Origin of the sequence: Salipiger pentaromativorans (assembly GCF_024721115.1) — a bacterium.
In the GTDB taxonomy this organism is placed as follows: domain Bacteria; phylum Pseudomonadota; class Alphaproteobacteria; order Rhodobacterales; family Rhodobacteraceae; genus Salipiger; species Salipiger pentaromativorans.
Map to the genome: position 1 here is coordinate 12,954 of NZ_JAMDHK010000012.1, position 20,733 is coordinate 33,686.

Annotated in this window: 19 protein-coding genes; 9 read left to right on the forward strand and 10 right to left on the reverse strand. The window is 65.3% G+C overall.

All coding sequences use genetic code 11. From position 1 onward, the window contains the following. The first annotated feature begins 181 nt into the window (after positions 1-181). Entirely contained in the window at positions 182-781 is a 600-nt protein-coding gene (locus M4578_RS16735) for an exopolysaccharide biosynthesis protein (protein ID WP_258094437.1), read from the forward strand. 13 nt (positions 782-794) lie between these two features. Here M4578_RS16735 and M4578_RS16740 read toward each other — a convergent pair whose 3' ends face one another. Continuing rightward, positions 795-1,010 carry a hypothetical protein gene (locus M4578_RS16740; RefSeq protein WP_258094438.1) on the reverse strand — a complete coding sequence of 72 codons (216 nt, stop codon included), beginning with the start codon at positions 1,008-1,010 and terminating at the stop codon, positions 795-797. A 224-nt stretch (positions 1,011-1,234) separates the two neighbouring features. Here M4578_RS16740 and M4578_RS16745 point away from each other — a divergent pair, with 224 nt between their 5' ends. Then, positions 1,235-1,963: a CbiX/SirB N-terminal domain-containing protein gene (locus M4578_RS16745; protein WP_258094439.1), complete on the forward strand. Its 729-nt coding sequence runs from the start codon at positions 1,235-1,237 to the stop codon at positions 1,961-1,963. A 39-nt stretch (positions 1,964-2,002) separates the two neighbouring features. Here M4578_RS16745 and gyrB read toward each other — a convergent pair whose 3' ends face one another. The 5 genes from gyrB to rpsT form a co-directional block, all read right to left on the reverse strand. Next, complete coding sequence (gyrB, locus tag M4578_RS16750; protein ID WP_258094440.1) at positions 2,003-4,420, reverse strand: DNA topoisomerase (ATP-hydrolyzing) subunit B; 2,418 nt, start codon at positions 4,418-4,420, stop codon at positions 2,003-2,005. 79 nt (positions 4,421-4,499) lie between these two features. Further along, complete coding sequence (gene recF, locus M4578_RS16755; protein ID WP_258094441.1) at positions 4,500-5,606, reverse strand: DNA replication/repair protein RecF; 1,107 nt, start codon at positions 5,604-5,606, stop codon at positions 4,500-4,502. A 156-nt stretch (positions 5,607-5,762) separates the two neighbouring features. After that, entirely contained in the window at positions 5,763-6,881 is a 1,119-nt protein-coding gene (gene dnaN, locus M4578_RS16760) for a DNA polymerase III subunit beta (protein WP_258094442.1), read from the reverse strand. 154 nt (positions 6,882-7,035) lie between these two features. Then, entirely contained in the window at positions 7,036-8,379 is a 1,344-nt protein-coding gene (gene dnaA, locus M4578_RS16765; protein ID WP_258094443.1) for a chromosomal replication initiator protein DnaA, read from the reverse strand. 518 nt (positions 8,380-8,897) lie between these two features. Next, on the reverse strand, positions 8,898-9,161 hold the full coding sequence (gene rpsT / locus M4578_RS16770; protein WP_258094444.1) for a 30S ribosomal protein S20: 264 nt from the start codon (positions 9,159-9,161) through the stop codon (positions 8,898-8,900). A gap of 252 nt (positions 9,162-9,413) precedes the next feature. Between rpsT and M4578_RS16775 the strand changes: the two genes are divergently transcribed. Continuing rightward, complete coding sequence (locus M4578_RS16775) at positions 9,414-9,596, forward strand: hypothetical protein (protein WP_258094445.1); 183 nt, start codon at positions 9,414-9,416, stop codon at positions 9,594-9,596. A 72-nt stretch (positions 9,597-9,668) separates the two neighbouring features. Here the strand turns inward: M4578_RS16775 and M4578_RS16780 are convergent, their stop codons facing one another. Continuing rightward, entirely contained in the window at positions 9,669-10,445 is a 777-nt protein-coding gene (locus M4578_RS16780; protein WP_258094446.1) for an enoyl-CoA hydratase, read from the reverse strand. Between the two features lie 64 nt (positions 10,446-10,509). Continuing rightward, on the reverse strand, positions 10,510-11,361 hold the full coding sequence (gene mutM / locus M4578_RS16785; protein WP_258094447.1) for a bifunctional DNA-formamidopyrimidine glycosylase/DNA-(apurinic or apyrimidinic site) lyase: 852 nt from the start codon (positions 11,359-11,361) through the stop codon (positions 10,510-10,512). Positions 11,362-11,443: 82 nt separating this feature from the next. Between mutM and ubiE the strand changes: the two genes are divergently transcribed. The 3 genes from ubiE to M4578_RS16800 are packed head-to-tail and all read left to right on the forward strand — an operon-like array spanning position 11,444 to position 14,789. Beyond that, entirely contained in the window at positions 11,444-12,196 is a 753-nt protein-coding gene (gene ubiE, locus M4578_RS16790; protein WP_258094448.1) for a bifunctional demethylmenaquinone methyltransferase/2-methoxy-6-polyprenyl-1,4-benzoquinol methylase UbiE, read from the forward strand. Position 12,197: 1 nt separating this feature from the next. Next, complete coding sequence (ubiB, locus tag M4578_RS16795) at positions 12,198-13,730, forward strand: 2-polyprenylphenol 6-hydroxylase (protein WP_258094449.1); 1,533 nt, start codon at positions 12,198-12,200, stop codon at positions 13,728-13,730. A 33-nt stretch (positions 13,731-13,763) separates the two neighbouring features. Then, positions 13,764-14,789, forward strand: a complete 1,026-nt coding sequence (locus M4578_RS16800) for an NAD-dependent epimerase/dehydratase family protein (RefSeq protein ID WP_258094450.1) — start codon at positions 13,764-13,766, stop codon at positions 14,787-14,789. 9 nt (positions 14,790-14,798) lie between these two features. On the opposite strand, the gene M4578_RS16805 is transcribed toward M4578_RS16800, so the two are convergent. Both M4578_RS16805 and M4578_RS16810 read right to left on the reverse strand, forming a co-directional pair. Continuing rightward, positions 14,799-15,479: a flagellar hook capping FlgD N-terminal domain-containing protein gene (locus tag M4578_RS16805; protein ID WP_258094451.1), complete on the reverse strand. Its 681-nt coding sequence runs from the start codon at positions 15,477-15,479 to the stop codon at positions 14,799-14,801. 9 nt (positions 15,480-15,488) lie between these two features. Next, positions 15,489-16,082, reverse strand: coding sequence for a flagellar hook-length control protein FliK (locus tag M4578_RS16810; protein ID WP_258094452.1), 594 nt, complete (start codon positions 16,080-16,082; stop codon positions 15,489-15,491). A 2,481-nt stretch (positions 16,083-18,563) separates the two neighbouring features. Between M4578_RS16810 and M4578_RS16815 the strand changes: the two genes are divergently transcribed. From M4578_RS16815 to M4578_RS16825, 3 genes are all read left to right on the forward strand, one after another. Continuing rightward, entirely contained in the window at positions 18,564-18,824 is a 261-nt protein-coding gene (locus M4578_RS16815) for a rod-binding protein (protein ID WP_258094453.1), read from the forward strand. Further along, positions 18,817-19,182 (forward strand): flagellar protein FlgN, encoded by a 366-nt coding sequence (locus M4578_RS16820; RefSeq protein WP_258094454.1) that lies wholly within the window; start codon positions 18,817-18,819, stop codon positions 19,180-19,182. The genes M4578_RS16815 and M4578_RS16820 overlap by 8 nt, the downstream gene beginning before the upstream one ends. Before the next feature lie 210 nt (positions 19,183-19,392). Beyond that, entirely contained in the window at positions 19,393-20,703 is a 1,311-nt protein-coding gene (locus tag M4578_RS16825; protein ID WP_258094455.1) for a flagellin, read from the forward strand. Positions 20,704-20,733 lie beyond the last annotated feature (30 nt).

Sequence of the window (20,733 nt, forward strand, 5' to 3'; positions counted from 1 at the left end):
TTGGCCAACCGGCCCCCCTGCGCTGCACCGGATTCGCACCGGCCACCCGGCGGACCCTAGCACCCTGCATCGCGCTCTGCCTGCCTCTTTTTCACGCAGCGAGCCGAGCCGGCCGGGGAACCCCCGCCTTGCGCGCGGCGTTGACCCCCGACAGCCGCCCGAACCGCAGAAGGACAGCGCCATGACGACTGCCGACCCCAGCTTGCGCCCGGTGGGCGAAATCGTCGACCGGATCGACGCCGCCGCCGCCGAACGCGACGAGCTGACGCTACAGGCGCTTCTGCGCGACACCGGCGAACGCTCGTTCCTTCCCGCGCTGATGCTGCCGGCGCTTCTGGTGGTCTCGCCGCTCTCTGGGATCCCCTTGTTTTCGAGCCTGTGCGGGCTGAGCATCGCCTTTGTCTCGGGGCAGATGCTGCTCTCGCACCGGCATCTCTGGCTGCCGCGCGCGGTGCGAAAGCTGCGCATCGATGCCGCCCATACGCAAGGCGCGATCGGCCGGTTGCGGCAGGTGAGCGACTGGCTCGACCGCCATGCCCGGCGCCGGCTGCGGCTCTTGACCGCGCGGCCGTTTCGCAAATGGTCGCAGGCGCTGTGCTTTCTCTGCGGCAGCGCAATGCCGTTTCTCGAGCTGGTGCCGTTCTCGTCGTCGCTGCTCGGCGGCGCGGTGCTGCTGCTGGCCACCGGGCTTCTTGCCCGGGACGGGGTGTTCACACTGCTGGGCAACCTGATGATCGCGGCGGCGGTGGCGGTGCCGCTCGGGATTCTGGGGGCGATCTGAGCACCGCCCCCGATCAGATGACCGACAGGCGGTCGAGCAACAACACCACGATCACGCCGAAAATCACCAGCCAGAGCAACAGCCTCGTCGCGCTGCGGCCTTCACGGCGATCCTCGGAATGCTCGGGCAAATGGGTGGGCCGGTCCGTCGCCCCTGCATCCCCTGGCCCGGCGCGCACATCTCGCGGATGCGAGATGTCATGCTCGGTTTTGGCATTGCGATGAGTCATGACACACTCCTCTTGAACGGGGTTGATAGGATAACCACCCAGCGTTCAGCAAGTTCCGCAGGCGCCCAACCCTCGGGCGCAAACCCCTCAAGCTGCCTCACGGTGTGGCAACCGCCCCTCTGACGGGGCGACGTTGGCCGTCGAATCGACTAGCATTGGCCTGACGCCAACGTGCATCATCTTCCAGACTCGCCCCCACGCGCCCGCAAGGAGACACCCGCCCTATGGCTCAGACCGCAGAGCCCCCCCGTTCAGCGCTCATCGTCGCGCATGGCAGCCCCTCGGATCCCGAGACTCAGGAGGCCGCGCTGCGCGCGCTGGCCGCACGGGTGGCTGCGCGCATGGATGGCTGGCGCATCGAAGGCGCCACGCTGGCCGCGAAGGGCCGGCTGGAGGCCGCGATCGAAGAGCTGAGCGCACCGCTGATCTACCCGTTTTTCATGGCGCGCGGCTGGTTTACCGGGCAGGTCCTTGCCAAGAAAGCCCGCGCTCTCGGGCTGCGGATGCTGGATCCCTTCGGGGTCGAACCCGATCTGGTGACCTGCGCGCTGCGCGAGCTGCGGGCGCTTCTGGCGCTGCATGGCTGGCGCCCGGACGAGACCGCGCTGGTGGTCGCCGCCCATGGCAGCGCGGTGTCGCGCACCAGCGCCGACAGCGCCTACGGCTTTGCCCGCGCACTGCACGCGGGGCTCGGGCTCACCACCACGCGCACCGGTTTCATCGAACAGCCGCCGTTTCTGAAGGATGTGGCGCAGGGGCTGGGGCAGGCGATCTGCCTGCCCTATTTCGCCCAGGAATCCGGCCATATGGAAGACGATGTGCCCGCCGCGCTGGCCGCCGCCGGCTTCAACGGCCCGATGCTGCCGCCCTTCATCGCCTGGGTCGACACCCCCGCGCTTATCGCCGACAGCATCGCACGCCAGGGCGCGGCCGTGGCAAGCCCCACGCCCTGAGCGACGCGTGTGGGGTGGGCAACCCTGCCCACCGCTCTCTCAGAAGTCGAGGTTCTCGACGCTCAGCGCGTTTTTCTGGATGAAATCACGGCGCGGCTCCACCACGTCGCCCATCAGCTTGGTAAAGATGTCGTCCGCCTCGGTCATGTCGTCGATCCGCACCTGGAGCAGCGTGCGCGCGTCCGGATCCAGCGTCGTTTCCCAAAGCTGACCGGGGTTCATCTCGCCCAGCCCCTTGTAGCGCTGTAGCGTCAGACCCTTTTCGCCCTCTTCCAGGATCGCCTGCAACAGCCCCAACGGCCCATAGATCGCCTGCCGCCGGTCCTTGCGATCGAGCGTTGCCGCAGTGGCATAGACCGCCTGCAACGCCTGGGTGAAACTGCCGGTCTTGCGCGCCTCGCCCGAGCGCAGCATCGGCCCGTCGAGCGTGCGGACCTCTTCCACTCCGCGCAGGATTCGCGCCAGACGGATGCCGCGATCCTGAGTGATCCGGCCCTGCCAGCCCTTCTCGTATTCCAGCGCCACCATGTCGAGCCGCTGGGCCACGCGGTCGGCGACGCCCTGCAGATCCGCATCCACGGCACCGGGCACAAAGGCGCCGGCCACTGCCGCCTGTTCCAGGATGTGGCGCGGATAATGCGTCGGAAAGGCGTCGAGCACGCGCTTGAGCTGCCGCGCCTCGTCGATCACCCGGACCAGATCCTGCCCGGCGATCACCTCGCCCGTGCCCAGCGTCAGATGCGCGCCGTCGACGCCCTGCTGGATGAGGTAATCGTCCAGCGCGCCCTGGTCCTTCACATAGACCTCGGACTTCCCGCGCGAGACCTTATACAGCGGCGGCTGCGCGATATAGAGATAGCCGCCTTCGATCAGCTCCGGCATCTGCCGGTAGAAGAAGGTCAGCAGCAGCGTCCGGATATGCGCGCCGTCGACATCGGCGTCGGTCATCAGGATGATCTTGTGATAGCGCAGCTTGCTGATATCGAATTCGTCGCGCCCGATGCCGGTGCCAAGCGCCATCACCAGATTGCCGATCTCCTGGCTGCCGAGCATCCGGTCGAAGCGCGCGCGCTCGACGTTCAGGATCTTGCCCTTGAGCGGCAGGATCGCTTGCGTGCCCCGGTCGCGCCCGGTCTGGGCCGAGCCGCCGGCGGAGTCGCCCTCGACGATGAACAGCTCGGTCTTGGACGGATCCTTTTCCGAGCAGTCCTTGAGCTTGCCGGCGAGGAAATTCACATCCATCGGGTTCTTGCGCCGCGTCAGCTCGCGCGCCTTGCGCGCCGCCTCGCGCGCCAGTGCCGCCTCGACGATCTTGCCGACGATGATCTTGGCCTCTCCCGGATGCTCCTCGAACCATTCCCCCAGCTTTTCGTTCACCAGGTTCTCGACCGCGGGCCGCACTTCGGAGCTGACCAGCTTGTCCTTGGTCTGGCTGGAGAATTTCGGATCGGGCACCTTCACCGACAGCACGCAGGTCAGCCCCTCGCGGGCATCGTCGCCGGTGAAGCTGACCTTCTCCTTCTTGGCGATGCCGCTTTCGGCGGCGTATTTCGTCAGCGTCCGGGTCAGCGCGCCGCGAAAGCCCGCCATATGGGTGCCGCCGTCGCGCTGCGGGATGTTGTTGGTGAAGGGCAGCACATTCTCATGGTAGCTGTCGTTCCACCACATCGCGACCTCGACCCCGATGCCGTCCTTTTCACCGACCATATAGATCGGATCGGGCATCATCGGCTGTTTCGACCGGTCGAGATATTTGACGAATTCCTTCACACCGCCATCGTAATGCAGCTCGGTCTTGAGCGGCTCTGCGGGGCGCTCGTCTTCCAGAATGATGCGCACGCCGGAGTTCAGGAAGGCCAGCTCGCGCAGCCGCTTTTCCAGCGTTTCGAAACTGTATTCGAGGTTGGAGAACGTGTCGGTCGAGGCCAGGAAGCGCACCTCGGTGCCGCTTTCGCCCGGCGCGTCGCCGACCACGCGCAGATGCTCGGTCGTTTCGCCATGTTCGAACTTGGCGAAATGCTCCTGACCGTTGCGCCAGATGCGCAGCTCCAGCCAGACGGACAGCGCGTTCACCACCGACACGCCGACGCCATGCAGACCGCCCGAGACCTTGTAGGAATTCTGGTCGAATTTCCCACCGGCGTGAAGCTGGGTCATGATGACCTCGGCGGCCGAAACGCCCTCTTCAGCGTGCATGTCCACGGGAATGCCCCGGCCGTTGTCGCGCACGGAAACGCTGTTGTCGGCGTGGATTTTCACGCGCACGAAATCGGCGTGACCCGCCAGCGCCTCGTCGATGCCGTTATCCACCACCTCATAGACCATGTGATGCAGACCCGAGCCGTCATCGGTGTCACCGATATACATGCCGGGGCGTTTGCGCACCGCCTCCAAGCCTTTGAGAACCTTGATTGAATCCGCACCGTATTCCTGCGGAGCGCCTGCGGGCTCGGCCATGCGACCTTCCTTTGCGATTTTTGTCGGATTTATACGGGGAAACCGGGCCTTTGTCACGCGGATGACACAAGATTTGGTGTCATTCGACCGGGTTTTCAACGAAGGATTGGCCGGCCCGGTCCGAAACCACCAGCCGCTGCGCACGGTCGCCCAGCTCGGCGAAAAGTTCCGGTCCCGTTCCGGTCATCCAGGCCTGCGCCCCCAACGCACAGATCTCGTCGTAAAGCGCCGCCCGGCGGTTCGCGTCGAGATGCGCCGCCACCTCGTCGAGCAGCAGAATGGGCGGTGCGCCGATCGCCTTCGCCAGCGCCCGTGCATTGGCCAGGATCAGCGAGATCAGCAGCGCCTTCTGCTCGCCGGTGGAACAGTCCGAGGCGGGCACGCCCTTGGCCGCGAAAACCCCGTAGAGATCCGCCCGGTGCGGCCCGATCAGCGTGCGCCCGGCGGCCATGTCGCGAAACCGGCTCTCGGCCAGGGCGGCGCGGAGATCGGCCTCCTCCCCGGGAATCTCCGCCTCTGTCGACACCAGCGTCAACTCGGCGGCAGGGAAAGAGGTCTCCGCCCCCTCCTGCGCCTCGGCCAACCGCGTCAGCGCCGCCTGCCGGTTGCCCTGGATCGCAGCCCCGCTCTGCGCCATCTGCCCTTCCAGCGCGGCGTACCAATGGGCATCGCGGATCTGCTCCTTCAGCAGCCGGTTGCGCTCGCGCATGGCCTTTTCATAGGTCAGCGAGGCCTCCGCATGGTCGGGGAAAAACGACAGCGTCATGCGGTCGAGGAACCGCCGCCGCCCCTCCGGCGCCTCGATCCACAGCCGGTCCATGGAGGGGATCAGCCAGAGCACCCGCGCGATCCGCCCCAGCGCGGTCTGCGGCGCGGGCTTGCCGTCGATCTCCACCTGTCGCGCGGCCCCACCTTCGGAGCGGATGGCGATCTCATGCACACCCTCTGGCCCGTGCAGCAGCGCGCCGATCTTCCAGCCCAGCGCCTCGGGCCGGCGCGCCATCTCCTGTGCCGAGGCGCGGCGCATCCCCCGCCCCGGAGACAGCAGCGACACCGCCTCGATGAGATTGGTCTTGCCCGCGCCGTTCGGCCCGTAGATCGCCACGGGCCGTGCATCCACCTCCACCGCCGCGCGCTTGTGCGAGCGGAAATGCGAAAGGGTGAGACGGGACAGAAAAAGGCTCATGCGCCCGGCCTTCCGGCGCTGCGCCAGCCGCCACCGGAATCTTTGCGTATTTTCAGAAAGATGAAAGGCAAGAGCCGCCCCTGTGTTTCATCTTTCTCCAAATACTCAAAAAGACCTGGCCGCCCTCGCGGGCTCTGTGAGCCGGGTGCGACCGCGTCACACCCGCATCGGCATCACGACATAGACCGCGCTGGTGTCGCTGCCTTCACGCATCAGGGTCGGGTCGCCCGAGGAGTTGAACATGAAGACGGCGTTTTCGCGATCCACCTGGCTGGCGATCTCCAGCAGGTATTTCGCGTTGAAGCCAATCTCCAGCGGGTCGTCGCCATAGGCCACCGCCAGCTCTTCCTCGGCGGCACCGCTGTCGGGCGCATTGACCGAAAGGACCAGCCGGTCCTCGTCGAGCTGCAGCTTCACGGCGCGCGAGCGTTCCGAGGACACCGTGGCCACCCGGTCCACCGCCTTGGCGAACTCGCTGGCATCCACCTCGAGGCGGCGGGTGTTGCCGGTCGGGATGACCCGGGAATAATCGGGGAAGGTGCCGTCGATCACCTTGGAGGTCAGGGTAATATCGGGCGTGGCAAAGCGCACCTTGGTTTCCGAGACGGAGACGGCGACATCCATGTCGTCCTCATCGAGCAGCTTGCGCAGCTCGCCCACGGTCTTGCGCGGCACGATCACGCCGGGCATGTCCTCGGCACCCGCGGGAAGCGGGGCGTCGATACGGGCGAGGCGGTGACCGTCGGTGGCGACGCAGCGCAGCACCCGGCCCTCTTCGCCATCCGCCACATGCATATAAACGCCGTTCAGGTAATAGCGGGTTTCCTCGGTGGAGATGGCGAATTTCGACTTGTCGAAGAGCTTGCGCAGCACCTCGGCCTTGGCGGTGAAATTCGAGGTATATTCCGACGACGCCATCACCGGGAAATCTTCTTTCGGCAGCGTGGCGAGGTTGAAGTTCGAGCGCCCCGCGGTGACGGTCAGCCGTCCCGCCGCGCCGTCGTCGGCAAGCTGGACCATGGCGCCATCGGGCAGCTTGCGCACGATCTCGTGCAGCGTGACCGCCGAGACGGTGGTGGCGCCCGCGCGCTCGACCATGGCGGGGGCCTTGTCGAGCACCTCGATGTCCAGATCGGTGGCGCGGAAAGTGGCGGTGTCGCCCTCGGCCTCGATCAGCACATTGGCGAGGATCGGTATGGTGTTCCTGCGCTCGACCACGGATTGTGCCTGGCTGACCGCTTTGAGCAGTGTCGCTCGTTCGATACTGACTTTCATCACCCTATCCCTCCGCCAAGCCGGAGGCGCAGACTAGCGCCTTGCCACGGCCCGTCAAACCCTGTTTCAGCGATTGATCGGACGGTTTTGGGGCAGCGTCAAGGCCGTGGGGCCACCCTGTGGCGGCCCCAAAGGCAATTGTTGTGAGATAGACTCAGGCTTCGAGCGCCCGGCGCAGCAATTCGATGTCGTCCGCGATCTGGCTGTCCTGGCTGCGCAGCTCCTCGATGCGCTTCACCCCGTGCATGACGGTGGTATGGTCGCGCCCACCGAAACGGCGGCCAATCTCGGGCAGCGAGCGGGCGGTGAGCTGCTTGCAGAGATACATCGCGACCTGGCGCGGACGGGCAAAGTTGCGCACCCGCTTCGGCCCGATAAGGTCGCTGAGGCGGATGTGATAATGCTCCGCCACCTTGCGCTGGATCTCCTCGATGGAAATCTTGCGATCCGAGGCGCGCAGTACATCGGCAAGACAATCCTGCGTCAACTCCATGGTGATCGGCTGGCCGACCAGCGAGGCAAAGGCGAAAAGCCGGGTCAGCGCGCCTTCGAGCACGCGCACATTGGTCGAGATGCGGTGCGCGAGGAATTCCAGAATGCCGTCGTCGAGTTGCAGCGCGGGATATTGCTCGCGGTAGTTCTGCACCTTGGATTGCAGGATGCCGAGGCGCAGCTCGTAATCGGTGGGGTGCAGGTCGACCACGAGGCCGGATTGGAGCCGGCTGCGGATGCGGTTTTCCAGATCCTTGATCTCGTCGGGGGCGCGGTCGGCCGAGATGATGATCTGCTTGTTCTGGTCCACCAGCGCGTTGAACGTGTGGAAGAACTCTTCCTGCGTGCTGTCCTTGCCGGCGATGAACTGCACGTCATCGACCATCAGCACATCGACCGAGCGGAACAGCTCCTTGAAATCCATCATGCGGCGTTCGCGCAGAGCCTGGACGAAGCGGTACATGAACTGCTCGGCGGAGAGATAGAGCACGTTCAGATCGGGACGATGGGTGCGCAGTTCCCAGGCGATGGCATGCATGAGGTGGGTTTTGCCGAGGCCGACGCCACCGTAGAGAAAGAGCGGGTTGAAGGTCACCTGTCCACCTTCGCCCACACGCTTGGCCGCCGCATGGGCCAGCTCGTTGGGTTTGCCGACGACGAAACTGTCGAAGGTGAACCGTGCATCGAGCGGCGCGCCGGGCAGCAGGTCGGTCGACGGCGCGGGCGACGGCACCGCGCGCGGCTGCACCGGACGGGTGTCGACATTCGCAACGTCGAACCGCAGGCGCCGCACCGCCGTATCCACGGCAGACAGCTTTGCCAGAAGAAGATCGCCATAGTTCTGCGACACATAGGTTCCGATGAAATTGGTCGGCACCGTGAAGACGGCCACCCCACCCGGCTCCATGTCGTGAAATTCAATTGGCTTGATCCAGGTCTTGTAGTTGTTTTCCCCGATCGTGCTGCTCAATTGATCCTGCAACGCGCCCCATTGTTCCTTTGTCATTCGTCCCCGCTCCGAAGCCTATCAGCATGCGCTTATCGTCGTCCGTTCTGCGGGCGCGCCCTGGTGACAGGCACGCCCCGCGGCACATGATTGGGCAATACGGCAGCGCCTCATGCCCTCGGGCATGAGTGGAGATGGCAGACATCCCTTGCGGACAAACGCCTCCCGAAGCTCCCCGCATCCCAAACGGAAGAACATGGTGGCGCAAACCGCGCGTTTCGTATATGGACTGGCAGGGCAAACGCCCTGTTTCGGCAGCAAAAAACAGCAGACCGCCGAAGCTGCGGATGCGCCCCACACAATCTGTGGCGCTTCTCCGCTTGCCTGTCCCCCCAAGCAATGTGACTCGCCCAAGGAAATTAGCAACTCTGCGCGAACCCCGGCAACCGATCTTCAAACTTGACTCGCAATATTCCAGAAAAAGAATCTCTGCCGTCCAAATTTGGGGTTAACCAAAGAAAAAGGCACCACGGATTGTGGTGCCTTCGCCATTTTCGATTTTTCCGGGGTGTGGCTTTTTAGCCAAGCGCCTTCACGCGGGAGGCCAGTCGCGACATCTTCCGCGAGGCGGTATTCTTGTGGAAAACACCCTTCGTCACGCCGCGCATCAGCTCGGGCTGAGCGGCGCGCAGAGCGGCCTGTGCGGCGTCTTTGTCGCCGGAGGCGATGGCCTCTTCGACTTTGCGGAGGAAGGTGCGGATGCGCGAACGGCGGGCCTTGTTGATCGCGAAGCGCGTCTCGTTCTGACGCGCGCGTTTCTTGGCCTGGGGCGAATTTGCCATGATGATCAGTCCTGTCTGTCTCGGGTCTAAGATATTACGTTGCGCAATGACACTCAGACCCGGATTCCTGTCGCCGGACCGATTCTTGCCTGAGCGGGCATCACACGCATATGGCGGCGCTCTATATCCCGGTTTCCGGAAAATGCAAAGCCTTTACCGCAAGCGGTAGGCAAATGCGGGTGTTTGCGCTAAACTATGCTTTCTCGCAGAGCACGCGGGAGACCGGTTCTGACTGAAAGGGAGGATTCAGACATGAACGCAATGCAAGTCTCTCACTATGCCCATGCGCTCTACCGAAGCCTCGGCAAATACGCCGAGGTCGAGGCGGCAAAGCGCGTGCGGGAGAACGAGGCAGCCGGCAAAAGTGAGGAGGCCCGCCAATGGCGGGCGATCCAGGCCTCGATCCGCAGCAAGCGCGGACCCTTGCAGGCCTGAAGGCCGGACACCTCGAAAACGACAGACGGCCCGCCAACCGGCGGGCCGTCTTTTGCAATCCTGGTCGCGGGGTCAGCGGTCGCGGAACTGCGCGGTGCGCTTTTCCTGGAACGCCGCCATGCCTTCTTTTTGATCCTCGGTCGCGAACAGCGAGTGGAACAGGCTCCGTTCGAACAGCAGACCCTCGGTTAGCGTCGTCTCGTAGGCGCGGTTCACCGCCTGCTTCGCGGCGATGCTCGCAAGCAGCGATTTCTCGGCGATCTTCTCGGCCGCCTGGCGCGCCTCGTCCATGAGCTGCTTGGCCGGCACCACGCGGCTCACCAGCCCGGCGCGCTCGGCCTCTTCGGCATCCATGAAGCGTCCGGTCAGATGCATGTCCATCGACTTGGATTTGCCCACATAGCGGGTGAGGCGCTGGGTTCCGCCCATACCGGCGATCACCCCCAGATTGATCTCGGGCTGGCCGAACTTGGCATTTTCGGCCGCGATGATGAAATCGCACATCATCGCCAGCTCGCAGCCACCGCCCAGCGCATAGCCAGACACCGCCGCGATGATCGGTTTGCGCGTCTGATCCGCGGCATCCATGGCCGGCGCGAAATAATCGCCGAGATACATCTCGACAAAACTCTTCTCGGCCATTTCCTTGATGTCCGCACCAGCGGCAAAGGCCTTGGCCGATCCGGTGATGATGATACAGCGCACCTTGTCGTTCGCGTCCAGCTCAGGCAGAGCCTTTGCCAGCTCACCCAACAGATGGCTGTTGAGCGCGTTCAGGGCATCCGGGCGATTGAGTGTGATGGTTGCGACGTGGTCCTCTACTTCGACGATGATCGTCTCATAGGCCATGACTTCGGGCTCCCGTCCGTTAGCGTCAAAGGGCAGCCTTACCAGCTTGTCACTAGCAATCAAGCTATCTTTGACAGCCCGGACAGTAGAAGGACGAGCGCCCCGACTGCACGATTCGATGCACGGTATTTGTGCATCCGGGGCTGCGGCAAGGGGCGCCCTCGCGCCCGTAAACATCGAAATTGTGCTGGAAATATCCAAGCTCGCCATCGGCTTGGCGGAAGTCGCGCAGGCTCGATCCGCCCGCCGCGATGGCCTCTTCCAGAACCTGGCGGATCACCGGAACCAGCGCCGCCAGCCGTTTCTCCGAGATCCGTCTGACGCGACGTCCGGGATGGATGCCCGCGCGGAAGAGCGCCTCGCAGACATAGATATTGCCCAGCCCCGCGACGATCTTCTGATCGAGCAGCGCCGATTTCACCGGCATGTTGCGCCCCGCCAGCGCCGCGATCAGATGGGATTCGCTGAACGCGTTGCCCAGCGGCTCCGGCCCGAGCGCGGCCAGCAAAGGGTGCGTTTCGGTCGTCGCCGTTTCCATCAGATCCATGGCACCGAAGCGGCGCGGGTCGTTGAAGGTGATGCGCGCCCCGTCCGCCATGTCGAAGACCACATGGTCGTGTTTCTCGGGCGCCGGGTGGTCGTGCACAAACCGCCCCAGCGCATCCCCCGAGACCAGCATGCGCCCCGACATGCCGAGATGAATGAGCAGGGTCTCGCCCGTATCCAGATCGCAGAGGATGTATTTCGATCGCCGCCGCAGCCTGTCGACCCGCGCGCCGGTCAGCCGCTCGGCCATGCGCTCGGGGAAGGGCCAGCGCAGATCCGGCCGGTTCACCCGCGCAAGCGCGATCCTCTGGCCTTCCATCACCGGGGCCAGCCCCCGGCGCACGGTTTCCACCTCGGGCAATTCGGGCATCGTCTCTCCTTGGTCGCAAGGCCGCATTGCAGCGCCGCCTGCGCGCTCTATAAGGAGGTGCAGCAGCAAAACGGCAAGACCCATGAGCGACGAGACCCAGAAAACCACGCATTTCGGCTTTACCGACATCCCCGAGAGCGAAAAGGCGGGCCGCGTGCAGGGCGTCTTTGGATCGGTGGCGTCGAAATACGACGTGATGAACGATGCCATGTCCCTCGGGATCCACCGCATCTGGAAAGACGCGATGATGGACTGGCTGGCGCCCCGCCCCGGGCAGAAACTGCTCGACGTGGCGGGCGGCACCGGCGACATCTCCTTCCGCTTCCTCAAGCGCGCGGGCTATGGCCATGCCACCGTGCTCGACCTGACCGAACCGATGCTGGTCGAGGGACGCAAACGCGCCGAGGCCGCCGCGATGGCCGATCAGCTCGACTGGGTGGTGGGCGACGCGATGGCCCTGCCCTTTGCCGACAACACCTTCGACGTCTACACGATCTCTTTCGGGATCCGGAACGTCACCCGCCCGCAAGAGGCGCTGAACGAGGCCTTCCGCGTGCTGAAACCCGGCGGGCGGCTGATGGTGCTGGAGTTCAGCCAGATCCCCAACGATCTGATGCAGAAGGTCTACGATCTCTATTCCTTCAACATCATTCCGCGCATGGGCCAGGCCATCGCCAACGACCGCGACAGCTATCAGTATCTCGTGGAATCGATCCGCAAATTCCCGGATCAGGAAACATTTCTCGGCATGGTCCGCGCGGCGGGGTTCGAGAACGCGAAATACCGCAACCTGAGCCTGGGCATCGCCTGTCTGCATTCGGGCTGGAAGATCTGAGGTGAGGGGTCCGCATAATATCTGGCGGCTGATCCGTACCGGCGCCACCTTCGAACGCACCGGCGCCATGCGCGTCGTGCTCGACGCGCTCGACGCCCCGCGCCCTCTGCGCATCGCCTTTCGCACGCTGGTCTGGCCGTTCAAATGGCTGGGGATCGAGGGCGACCCGTCGATGCCTCCTGCCACCCGCGCCCTGTCGGCGCTGGGGCCCGCCTATATCAAATTCGGCCAGATCCTTTCGACCCGCCCCGATGTGGTGGGCGAAGACCTCGCCAACCAGCTTCGTGTGCTACAGGACAAGCTGCCGCCCTTCCCCGTCGAGCAGGCCAAAAAGCAGGTCGAGGACGAGTTGGGCGTGCCCGTCAGCGAGCTGTTCTCCGAATTCAGCGAGCCGGTGGCCGCCGCTTCCATCGCGCAGGTGCACAAGGCCCGCCGCGCCGACACCGGCGAGACGGTGGCGGTCAAGGTTCTGCGTCCGGGGATCGAGCGCGCCTTCCGCACCGACATCGACGCCTTCTATTTCTCCGCCGATGTGATCGAGACGCTCTCGCCCGCCTCGCGCCGCCTGCGCCCGCGCGACGTGGTCGCGCATTTCGAAAGCGTGGTGATGGGCGAGCTGGACCTGCGGCTCGAATCCGCCGCCGCCAGCGAGTTCGAGGCCAACACCGTCGGCGACGCGGGTTTTCAGCTCCCGATTGTGGCCTGGGGGCTCTCGGGTCGCCGCGTGATGACCATGAGCTGGGCCGAAGGCGTGCCGCTGGGCGACAATGCCGCCATCGACGCTGCCGGCCACGACCGGGTGGCACTGAGCGAGCGGATGTTGCAGCTCTTCCTCAACCATGCGCTGCGCGACGGATTTTTCCACGCCGACATGCATCAGGGCAATCTCAAGGTGGCGCCCAACGGCGACATCGTTGCCTATGATTTCGGCATCATGGGGCATATCGACGAATACACCCGCCGGGTCTATGCCGAGATCCTCTACGGGTTCATCCGCCGCGATTACAAGCGCGTCGCCGAGGTGCATTTCGAGGCGGGCTATGTGCCCGCCGACCGCGATGTCGACGAGTTCGCCCGTGCGCTCCGCGCCGTCGGAGAGCCGATTTTCGGCATGGATGCGACGCGCATCTCCATGGCACGGCTGCTCTCCTATCTCTTCGAGGTGACCGAGCGCTTTGGCATGCAGACCCGCACCGAGCTGATCCTGCTGCAGCGCACCATGGTGGTGGTCGAAGGCGTGGCGCGCTCGCTCAACCCGCATATGAACATCTGGCACACGGCGAAGCCGGTGGTCGAGGATTACATCAAGACCTCCATCGGCCCACGCGCGGTACTGCGCGATCTGGCGCTGACCGCCAAGGTGCTGGGCCGCTTCGGGCCGCGCCTGCCCGGTCTGGTCGAGGCCGCGCTGATCCGGCAGTCCGAAGGCGAAACACCGCAGACCCGCAGCCCCTGGCCGGCACGGCTGGGCTGGAGCGGGGCCGGCGCGGCCCTGGGCGCCGCCCTGGTGCTCGCCTGGCATCTCTGGGCCTGAGCGCCCGGTGGCACAGCAAAGGAAAGAAGACGCATGAGTGTGACAGAGGCTTCGCGCACCGCGCTTGTGACCGGATCCGCCGGGTTCATCGGCTTCCACCTCTCGCAGCGGCTGCTCGATCTGGGTTACCGCGTGATCGGGGTCGATGCGCTGACCGACTATTACGATGTCGGGCTGAAAAAGCGCCGCCATGCGATCCTTGGCAGCAACCCCGCCTTCGTTCCCGTCACCGCCCGCATCGAGGAAGAGGGCCTGCTCACCGGGCTCTTCACCCGCGAGCGGCCCACCATCGCGGTCCATCTCGCCGCCCAGGCCGGGGTGCGCTATTCGCTCGAAGCCCCGCGCTCCTACCTGCAATCGAACCTGGCGGGCACGCTGGAGCTGCTCGAAGCGGCCCGCGCGGTGCCGCCCCGGCATCTTCTGATGGCCTCCACCTCCTCGGTCTACGGTGCCAACACCGAGATGCCCTATCGCGAGACGATGCAGACCGATCACCAGATGTCCTTCTACGCGGCGACGAAGAAGGCCAATGAGGCGATGGCGCATTCCTATGCGCATCTATACGGGCTGCCGATCACCATGTTCCGCTTTTTCACGGTCTACGGTCCCTGGGGGCGGCCCGACATGGCGCTGTTCAAATTCGTCAAGGCGATCCTCGAGGATCGCCCCATCGACATCTACAATCACGGCCGGATGAAACGCGACTTCACCTATGTCGCGGATCTGGTCGAAGGGCTGCTGCGGCTGACCGATGTGCCGCCGGTGGCCGGCGCTCCGGTGGCGGGCGACAGCCTGTCTCCGGTCGCGCCCTGGCGGGTACTGAACATCGGCCATGGCGCGCCCGAGCTTCTGGAGGATTTCGTCATCGCCATCGAAGAGGCGCTCGACCGCAAGGCACAGCGCAATTACATGGACATGCAGCCCGGCGACGTGCCCGCAACCTGGGCCGATACCGCGCTGCTGACCCGGCTGACCGGCCCCCTGCCCCGCACGCCGCTTGCCGAAGGCGTGGCGCAATTCGTGGCCTGGTATCGCTCCTATTACGGGCTGGCGGGCTAAGCGGCCGCCTCAGGCGGTGCCCGACCGTAGCGCGCTCACCCGCGACGCCTCGATCTCCGTTCCGTCCGAGAGGGTGAGCAGGATCCGGTCGCCATCCTGCCGTGCCTCGACGATGGGGTTATAGACCTGCGCGGCGGTCTCTTCGATCAGCGCGCCCTCGCTATAGCTCTGGACGGTAAAGCTGTAGACGCCGCTTGCAAGCCGGTCGCCCTCGGCATCGACCCCCGCCCAGGCCACCAGCGGTTCGGACGGGTCGAGCGTCAGGGTCTGCACCGTCTCGCCCGCCGCGTCGGTCACCACGAGCCGCGCGCTGTCGGCACCCGCCGCGACCTCCGGGCGCAGCACGATGGGGCGCCCGTTGAAATAGACCGGCGCCTCGGCCAGTGCCTCGAGCCCGATCCAGGAGGCCAGCGCCTGAAACGCGCTGCCCGCAAGCTGTTCGGTCAGATCGCGGAGCAGATCGTTGGTCAGCACCTGCTGCTCGACCGACGAGAAAGTGGCAAGCTGGGTGGCGTAATCGGTGGCATCCACCGGGTTGAGCGGGTCCTGGTTCTGCATCTGCGTCGTCAGCATCCGCAGAAACGTCTCGAAATCCGAGCTGAGCAGCCCGGTCTCGCCCCCGCTCTTGCCGCCGGCTGCGCTTTGCCCTGCCGCAGTCGCGGTGCTGGACGAGGTGGTTCCGGTTTCCATGGGATCTCCTCACAGACGAATATCGAGGCCGCCCGACGCGGCTGCCGGAACCGGCGGAGGCGACGGGTCGGCCGGCAGCGCCGGACCGATCTCTTGTCGCTGCCCGGGGTCCGGCCCGGTCCGGCCTCCGGATCCCCGCTCGCCAAAGCTGAAACTCGCCGAACCATGGCCCATATCCGCGAGATACCGCGCGAGCTGATCCACATGGCGGCGCAGCAAGTCGAGCGTTTCGGGCCGTTCGGCGGTGATCGTCAGCATCAACCCGTGTTCGCCCTGCCCCATGCGAAAGCGCACATGCCCCAGTTCCTCGGGATTGAGCTTCACCTCGATGAGCTCATCCGCCTGCAAGCGCGTTCCGGCGACGGCATCGGACAATTGCGACAGAACCGACGCGGCGGTCTCGCTGCGCGCCGGCAGCGCGATAGGCTGTGCCGCAATCGGTGCCGGCGTGCTGCGCGCATCACCCGGCAGCCCCCCAAGCGTCCCCTCTTTTGTCAGGGGCTCGCTGTCGTCGAGCACAGGAGACAACACCGATCCGGCCGTCTGCTGCTGAACCGGCGACGACGCTTTCACCAAAACCGGCACAGAGGGCGGTTCAGCCATGGGTCGCACCGTGCCGAAAGATACGACACCGGCCGGCGCCCCCCCGGCGCCGCGCGGGCGCCTCGGCTGCGGCGCCGTTTCTGCCACGATGCTCTCAACCCATCCGGAAGGAACGCCCCGCCCCTGCGGGTGCTGCGCAGAGGTCTGTACCAGCGGTGACCCGGCCCGGTTCGGGGACACCTTGTCTGGCGGGGCAACGGCCCGTTCGGACCGTCCGGTCACAGGCACCGGGCGCGCGCCCTCCGGGCCCGCCCGGTGTCTGTCCCGCACAACCCCTGTGGAGCGAATCGCTTCTGTCCTGACTGCCTCCGGTCCACGCGCCTTCATTCGGCCTGTCAGATCGGAGGGTTTGATCTCCGTCCGAGGCTGCAGTGCGGCCTTCGGCAGAACCGGCGGCAAACCCAACTCCCCAGTCTCGCGAGACAGCCACTGAACGACCGCCATTCCCTGTCCCGGCCTGGTTTCCGTCAAAGCCGGTGCGGCTTCCGGCATGGGATGTGAAGCGGTGGAAGGTGCCTCTGGGCTGGTTGCCCTGCGCAACGCCGGACCATGTCTCGGCATTTCTTTCGGCCCATTCGGCGCAAGACTCTCCCGCAACGCGGGCGCCGCACCGGCAAAGCCCCCTTGAACTACGGCCTGCCGGGACAACCTCATGCCGCCGGAGACGACCGTCTCGCGCGTTGCTTCCGGTCCGGTTGCGCGCGCAAAACGCACCGCGCGTGTCGGACCATCCTCCACGGCAGCAGATGTATCGGCCTCGGTCTTACGGGTCGTTCGTTCAGCTCTCAGGCCCTGCCCCCGCTCAGGGCGTGGGGTATCCGTTTCCAGCGCAACCTCGCGCAGCGCACGCGCCAGAGGCGCGCGACCGCCGAACTCCTTCGGCGGAGGCTCGGGCGATTCCGCCAAACCGGCCCCTATCACGCTTGTATGGGCCACCCCCGAGCTTCGGCTTTGCGGCTGTGCCGCAATAGGGTTGGGCATTTCCATGTCCTGCGGCGCTACCCGTCCCGACGGCGCAGGTTCGGCAGCCGCCCCTGTGTACACGGTCGTCAGCGCCTGCGATCCGTCCCAAGAGGCAATCTGACCATCCAATATCGTCTCCTCGATCGCTTCGGGCGTCGGCTTCGCAACAGGCTGCGGACCTGCAACGGACGCCACCGGCGAGGCAGGTGAAACGTCATCTGCGCGCACTTCACCAACAGGCACGGTGTGCCGAGCAGCAGGCAATGCGGCATGAGTCTCGAATCGCGGTTGTCGGGCTGCGTCTATCGTGGATCCCGCCTCGGGACGCATGGTCTGCGGATCCGGCGCGACCCCCTGCACCCATGTCTCAGTGTCGCCAGCGGCCATAGCAGCTTCACGCGGCAGCGTCTCCCCCGCCAGATTCGCATCCCGCATCCCAGTCTTCGGTGGCGCATGATCTGGGTCGAAAACCGGGCGCTCAGAAACCATCCGGGCCGCGTTTTGATCCATTTGGTGTGCCTCCGGGATCGCGCCCGGCACTGCCGCCGGCCTGGCCTGCGCTCCAGTTTCAAGAGGTTCTTCCCGGTCAGATGGCCGATCCCGCAGGTCTAGTCCGCCTCTCGCCGCCTCAGCCTCACGCGCTGGTCCAACCGCACCACGCTCGGGCGCAGGCTCTGTATCGGTCGGCTCCAGCGCTGCCGCTGCCAGCCCGCGCGACGCCGTCCAAGCCGGCTCCGCCCCGCCCCTGCTGCGCAGTTGCCGCGGATGTTCCCCATCCAACCGAGAATCGCGCGGTTCCCGCAGTGCAGTTCCGCCAAAAACAGGGGCCTCGGGTGTCGTCCCCAGCGAAACGCCCTCTGGTAAGCGCCTTTCAGACGACTCTGCGGGATTGTTCTCCTCAGGCCCGGACACATGCGCACCGGTCATAGGGGTCTGAAGCGCTTTCGGGAGACTCGCTGTCTCGGGACCGACAGCGGGCTTGGCTACGCTGGGGATCACCAGATCACCACGGTCAGACATCGGGCCACCCGGCTCTTCGCCAAACTCCGGGGCAGATTCCACCCGCTCAGATACCATGGCAGTCCGGGAGGACGTCTCCCTCACCTGTGCGCTTTCCCGGGTCGGCGCATCCGCCCGAGCAGGCGCAACCCGCTCCGGATCTGCCTGATCCCACTTCTGCACCGTGGCATCCTGCTCCCCCTCTACCGGCTGCACCTCCGCTGAAGGTCGAGCCGTTTCCTGCGGCGAATCCGAGGCTTCTCCGGTTGCCGCCTCCGCTCCCAGATCCTGCTGCAACGACAGGAAAATCGCCTCGAACCCCAGGGGCTCGCCGGCTTCCGGTGCGTCGGAACCCCGCCCTTTCGCAAGCTGCACGAAGTTCATTAACCCTGTCAGTTGGCTCAGCATGTCCGCTCCGGGAATTCTTCCGTCTTCGAGCAGATTATCCCGGACTTCCTTACCGCTTCTTTACCGCCAGCGGGTCCAATGCGGTCAGATGAATCGAATTGGAGAGAGATCATGGAAATCACCGGAGCGCCGCCGCAGACACCCCCCGACCGGCTGCGCCAGGCGGCTGTCGCGCTTGAAGCCTCCTTTCTCGCAGAGATGCTCGAGGCCGCCGGGCTTGGCGAGAGCCAGGGCGCCTTCGGCGGCGGAATCGGCGAACAGCATTTCGCCTCGTTTCTGCGCCGCGAACAGGCCCAGGCGCTCGCCGAATCCGGCGGGATCGGGCTGGCGGAATCGATTTACAACGCATTGACGGAGCGCCTGGATGACTGACACCGGCCAAAGCCATGAGCTTCTGATCGCTGCGCTCGACTCGCTGCTCGACCGCGAGCGCGCGGCGCTTCTCGAGGGCGCGCTCGACCGGATCGGGCCGCTGACCGACGAAAAGGCGACGCTCATCGCGCAACTGACGGAGAGGCCCCCGGACGATCCCGAGGCGATCCGGCCGCTGCATCTCAAGCTGCGGCGCAATCAGCAGTTGTTCGACCAGGCGCTGGCCGGCATCCGCAACGTGGCGGACAGGCTTGGCGCGCTGCGGCAGATCCGGAAGTCGATGCAAGTCTACGACGCGCAGGGCCAGCGCGCGACGATCGGCGCAGCCGGCGAGACGCGGCTGGAACGGCGTGCTTGACGGGATTTGCCTCAAATCCGGGGAAACGACCCGGGCGACTTTAGCGGTCCGTTAGGATTCCGGGGCCATGGTGCGCCCCGCATCCCAAGCGGATGGCGCAGCGGGCGCAAGGCCCGGTCTGCTTTCGTCAGAAAGACGTTCAGGACGCCGGTTCCGGCACATCACAAAAATCGGCGCAAAGCGCCGCACGACTGTAAGGACGAAACATCCATGTCTAGCATCCTGACGAACAATGGCGCCATGGTGGCGCTGCAGACCCTGAAATCCATCAACTCCAGCCTCGCGACCACGCAAAGCGAAATCTCGACCGGCAAGCGCGTCGCCGACGCCAAGGACAATGCCGCCGTCTGGGCCATTTCCAAGGTGATGGAAGCCGATGTGAAGGGCTTCAAGGGCATCTCCGACAGCCTCAACCTCGGCCAGTCCACCGTCGCCGTTGCACGCTCGGCCTCGGAAACGGTCACCGACCTGCTGACCGACATCAAGGGCAAGATCGTCGCCGCCCAGGAGGAAAACGTCGACCGCGCCAAGATCCAGACGGATATCGACGCGCTGCGCGACCAGATCGACGCGGTGGTGGGCGCGGCACAATTCAACGGTCTGAACCTGCTGTCGAATACCGATTCGACCGCCGGCTCGGGCAGCATCAACGTGCTGGCCTCGCTCGACCGTTCCGGCACCGGCGTGGCCGCCAGCGATATCTCGGTCACCAAGCAGGACCTCGGCACCGACGCGGCTGCCTTCGGCACCGGCCTCGCCGCGACCGATATCGATGCGGCAGTGGACACGGTCACGCTTAACGCCACCCAGTCGGACACGATCGACATCGGCACGACCAACAACGGCTTCACCGCCGGGACGGGCTATTCGCTGAACATCTTCGGCACCGACGCCGACGATTCGACCTTCACCCAGGCCGATTACCGCACCTCGACCGCGGCCGCGGCCACCGCGGCCGATATCGAGGCCAGCGACATCATCTATGTCGCGCGCGAAGGCGATACCGCGACCGACGTGGCCCGTGGCCTGGCTGCGGCCTTCCAGACCTATATGGCCGAAAACAGCCTCGATACCGATGTGCTGAACGTCACCGCCTCGGGTGATACGCTGACCATCAGCTCGGCGGTGACAGATGGCACCGACACGATCCAGGTGAATCTGACCTCGGTGAATGACGATGCCGGCAACACCATCGGCGGACGTCTCGAAGCGCTGAGCGATATCGACGTCACGACCCAGACCGGTGTGGACACCGCCCTCACCAATATCGAGGGGCTGCTCCAGACCGCCATCGACTCGGCTTCGGCCTTCGGTTCGGTGCAAGGCCGCATCGAAACCCAGACCGATTTTATCACGAGCCTGACCGACTCGCTGAAATCGGGCATCGGCACGCTGGTCGACGCCGATATGGAAGAGGCGTCGGCACGGCTGCAGGCCCTTCAGGTGCAGCAGCAGCTCGGCGTTCAGGCCCTGTCGATCGCCAACCAGGCGCCGCAGTCGCTTCTGTCGCTCTTCCGGTAAGACAGATCGTCGGAGGCCGGGTTTCCCGGC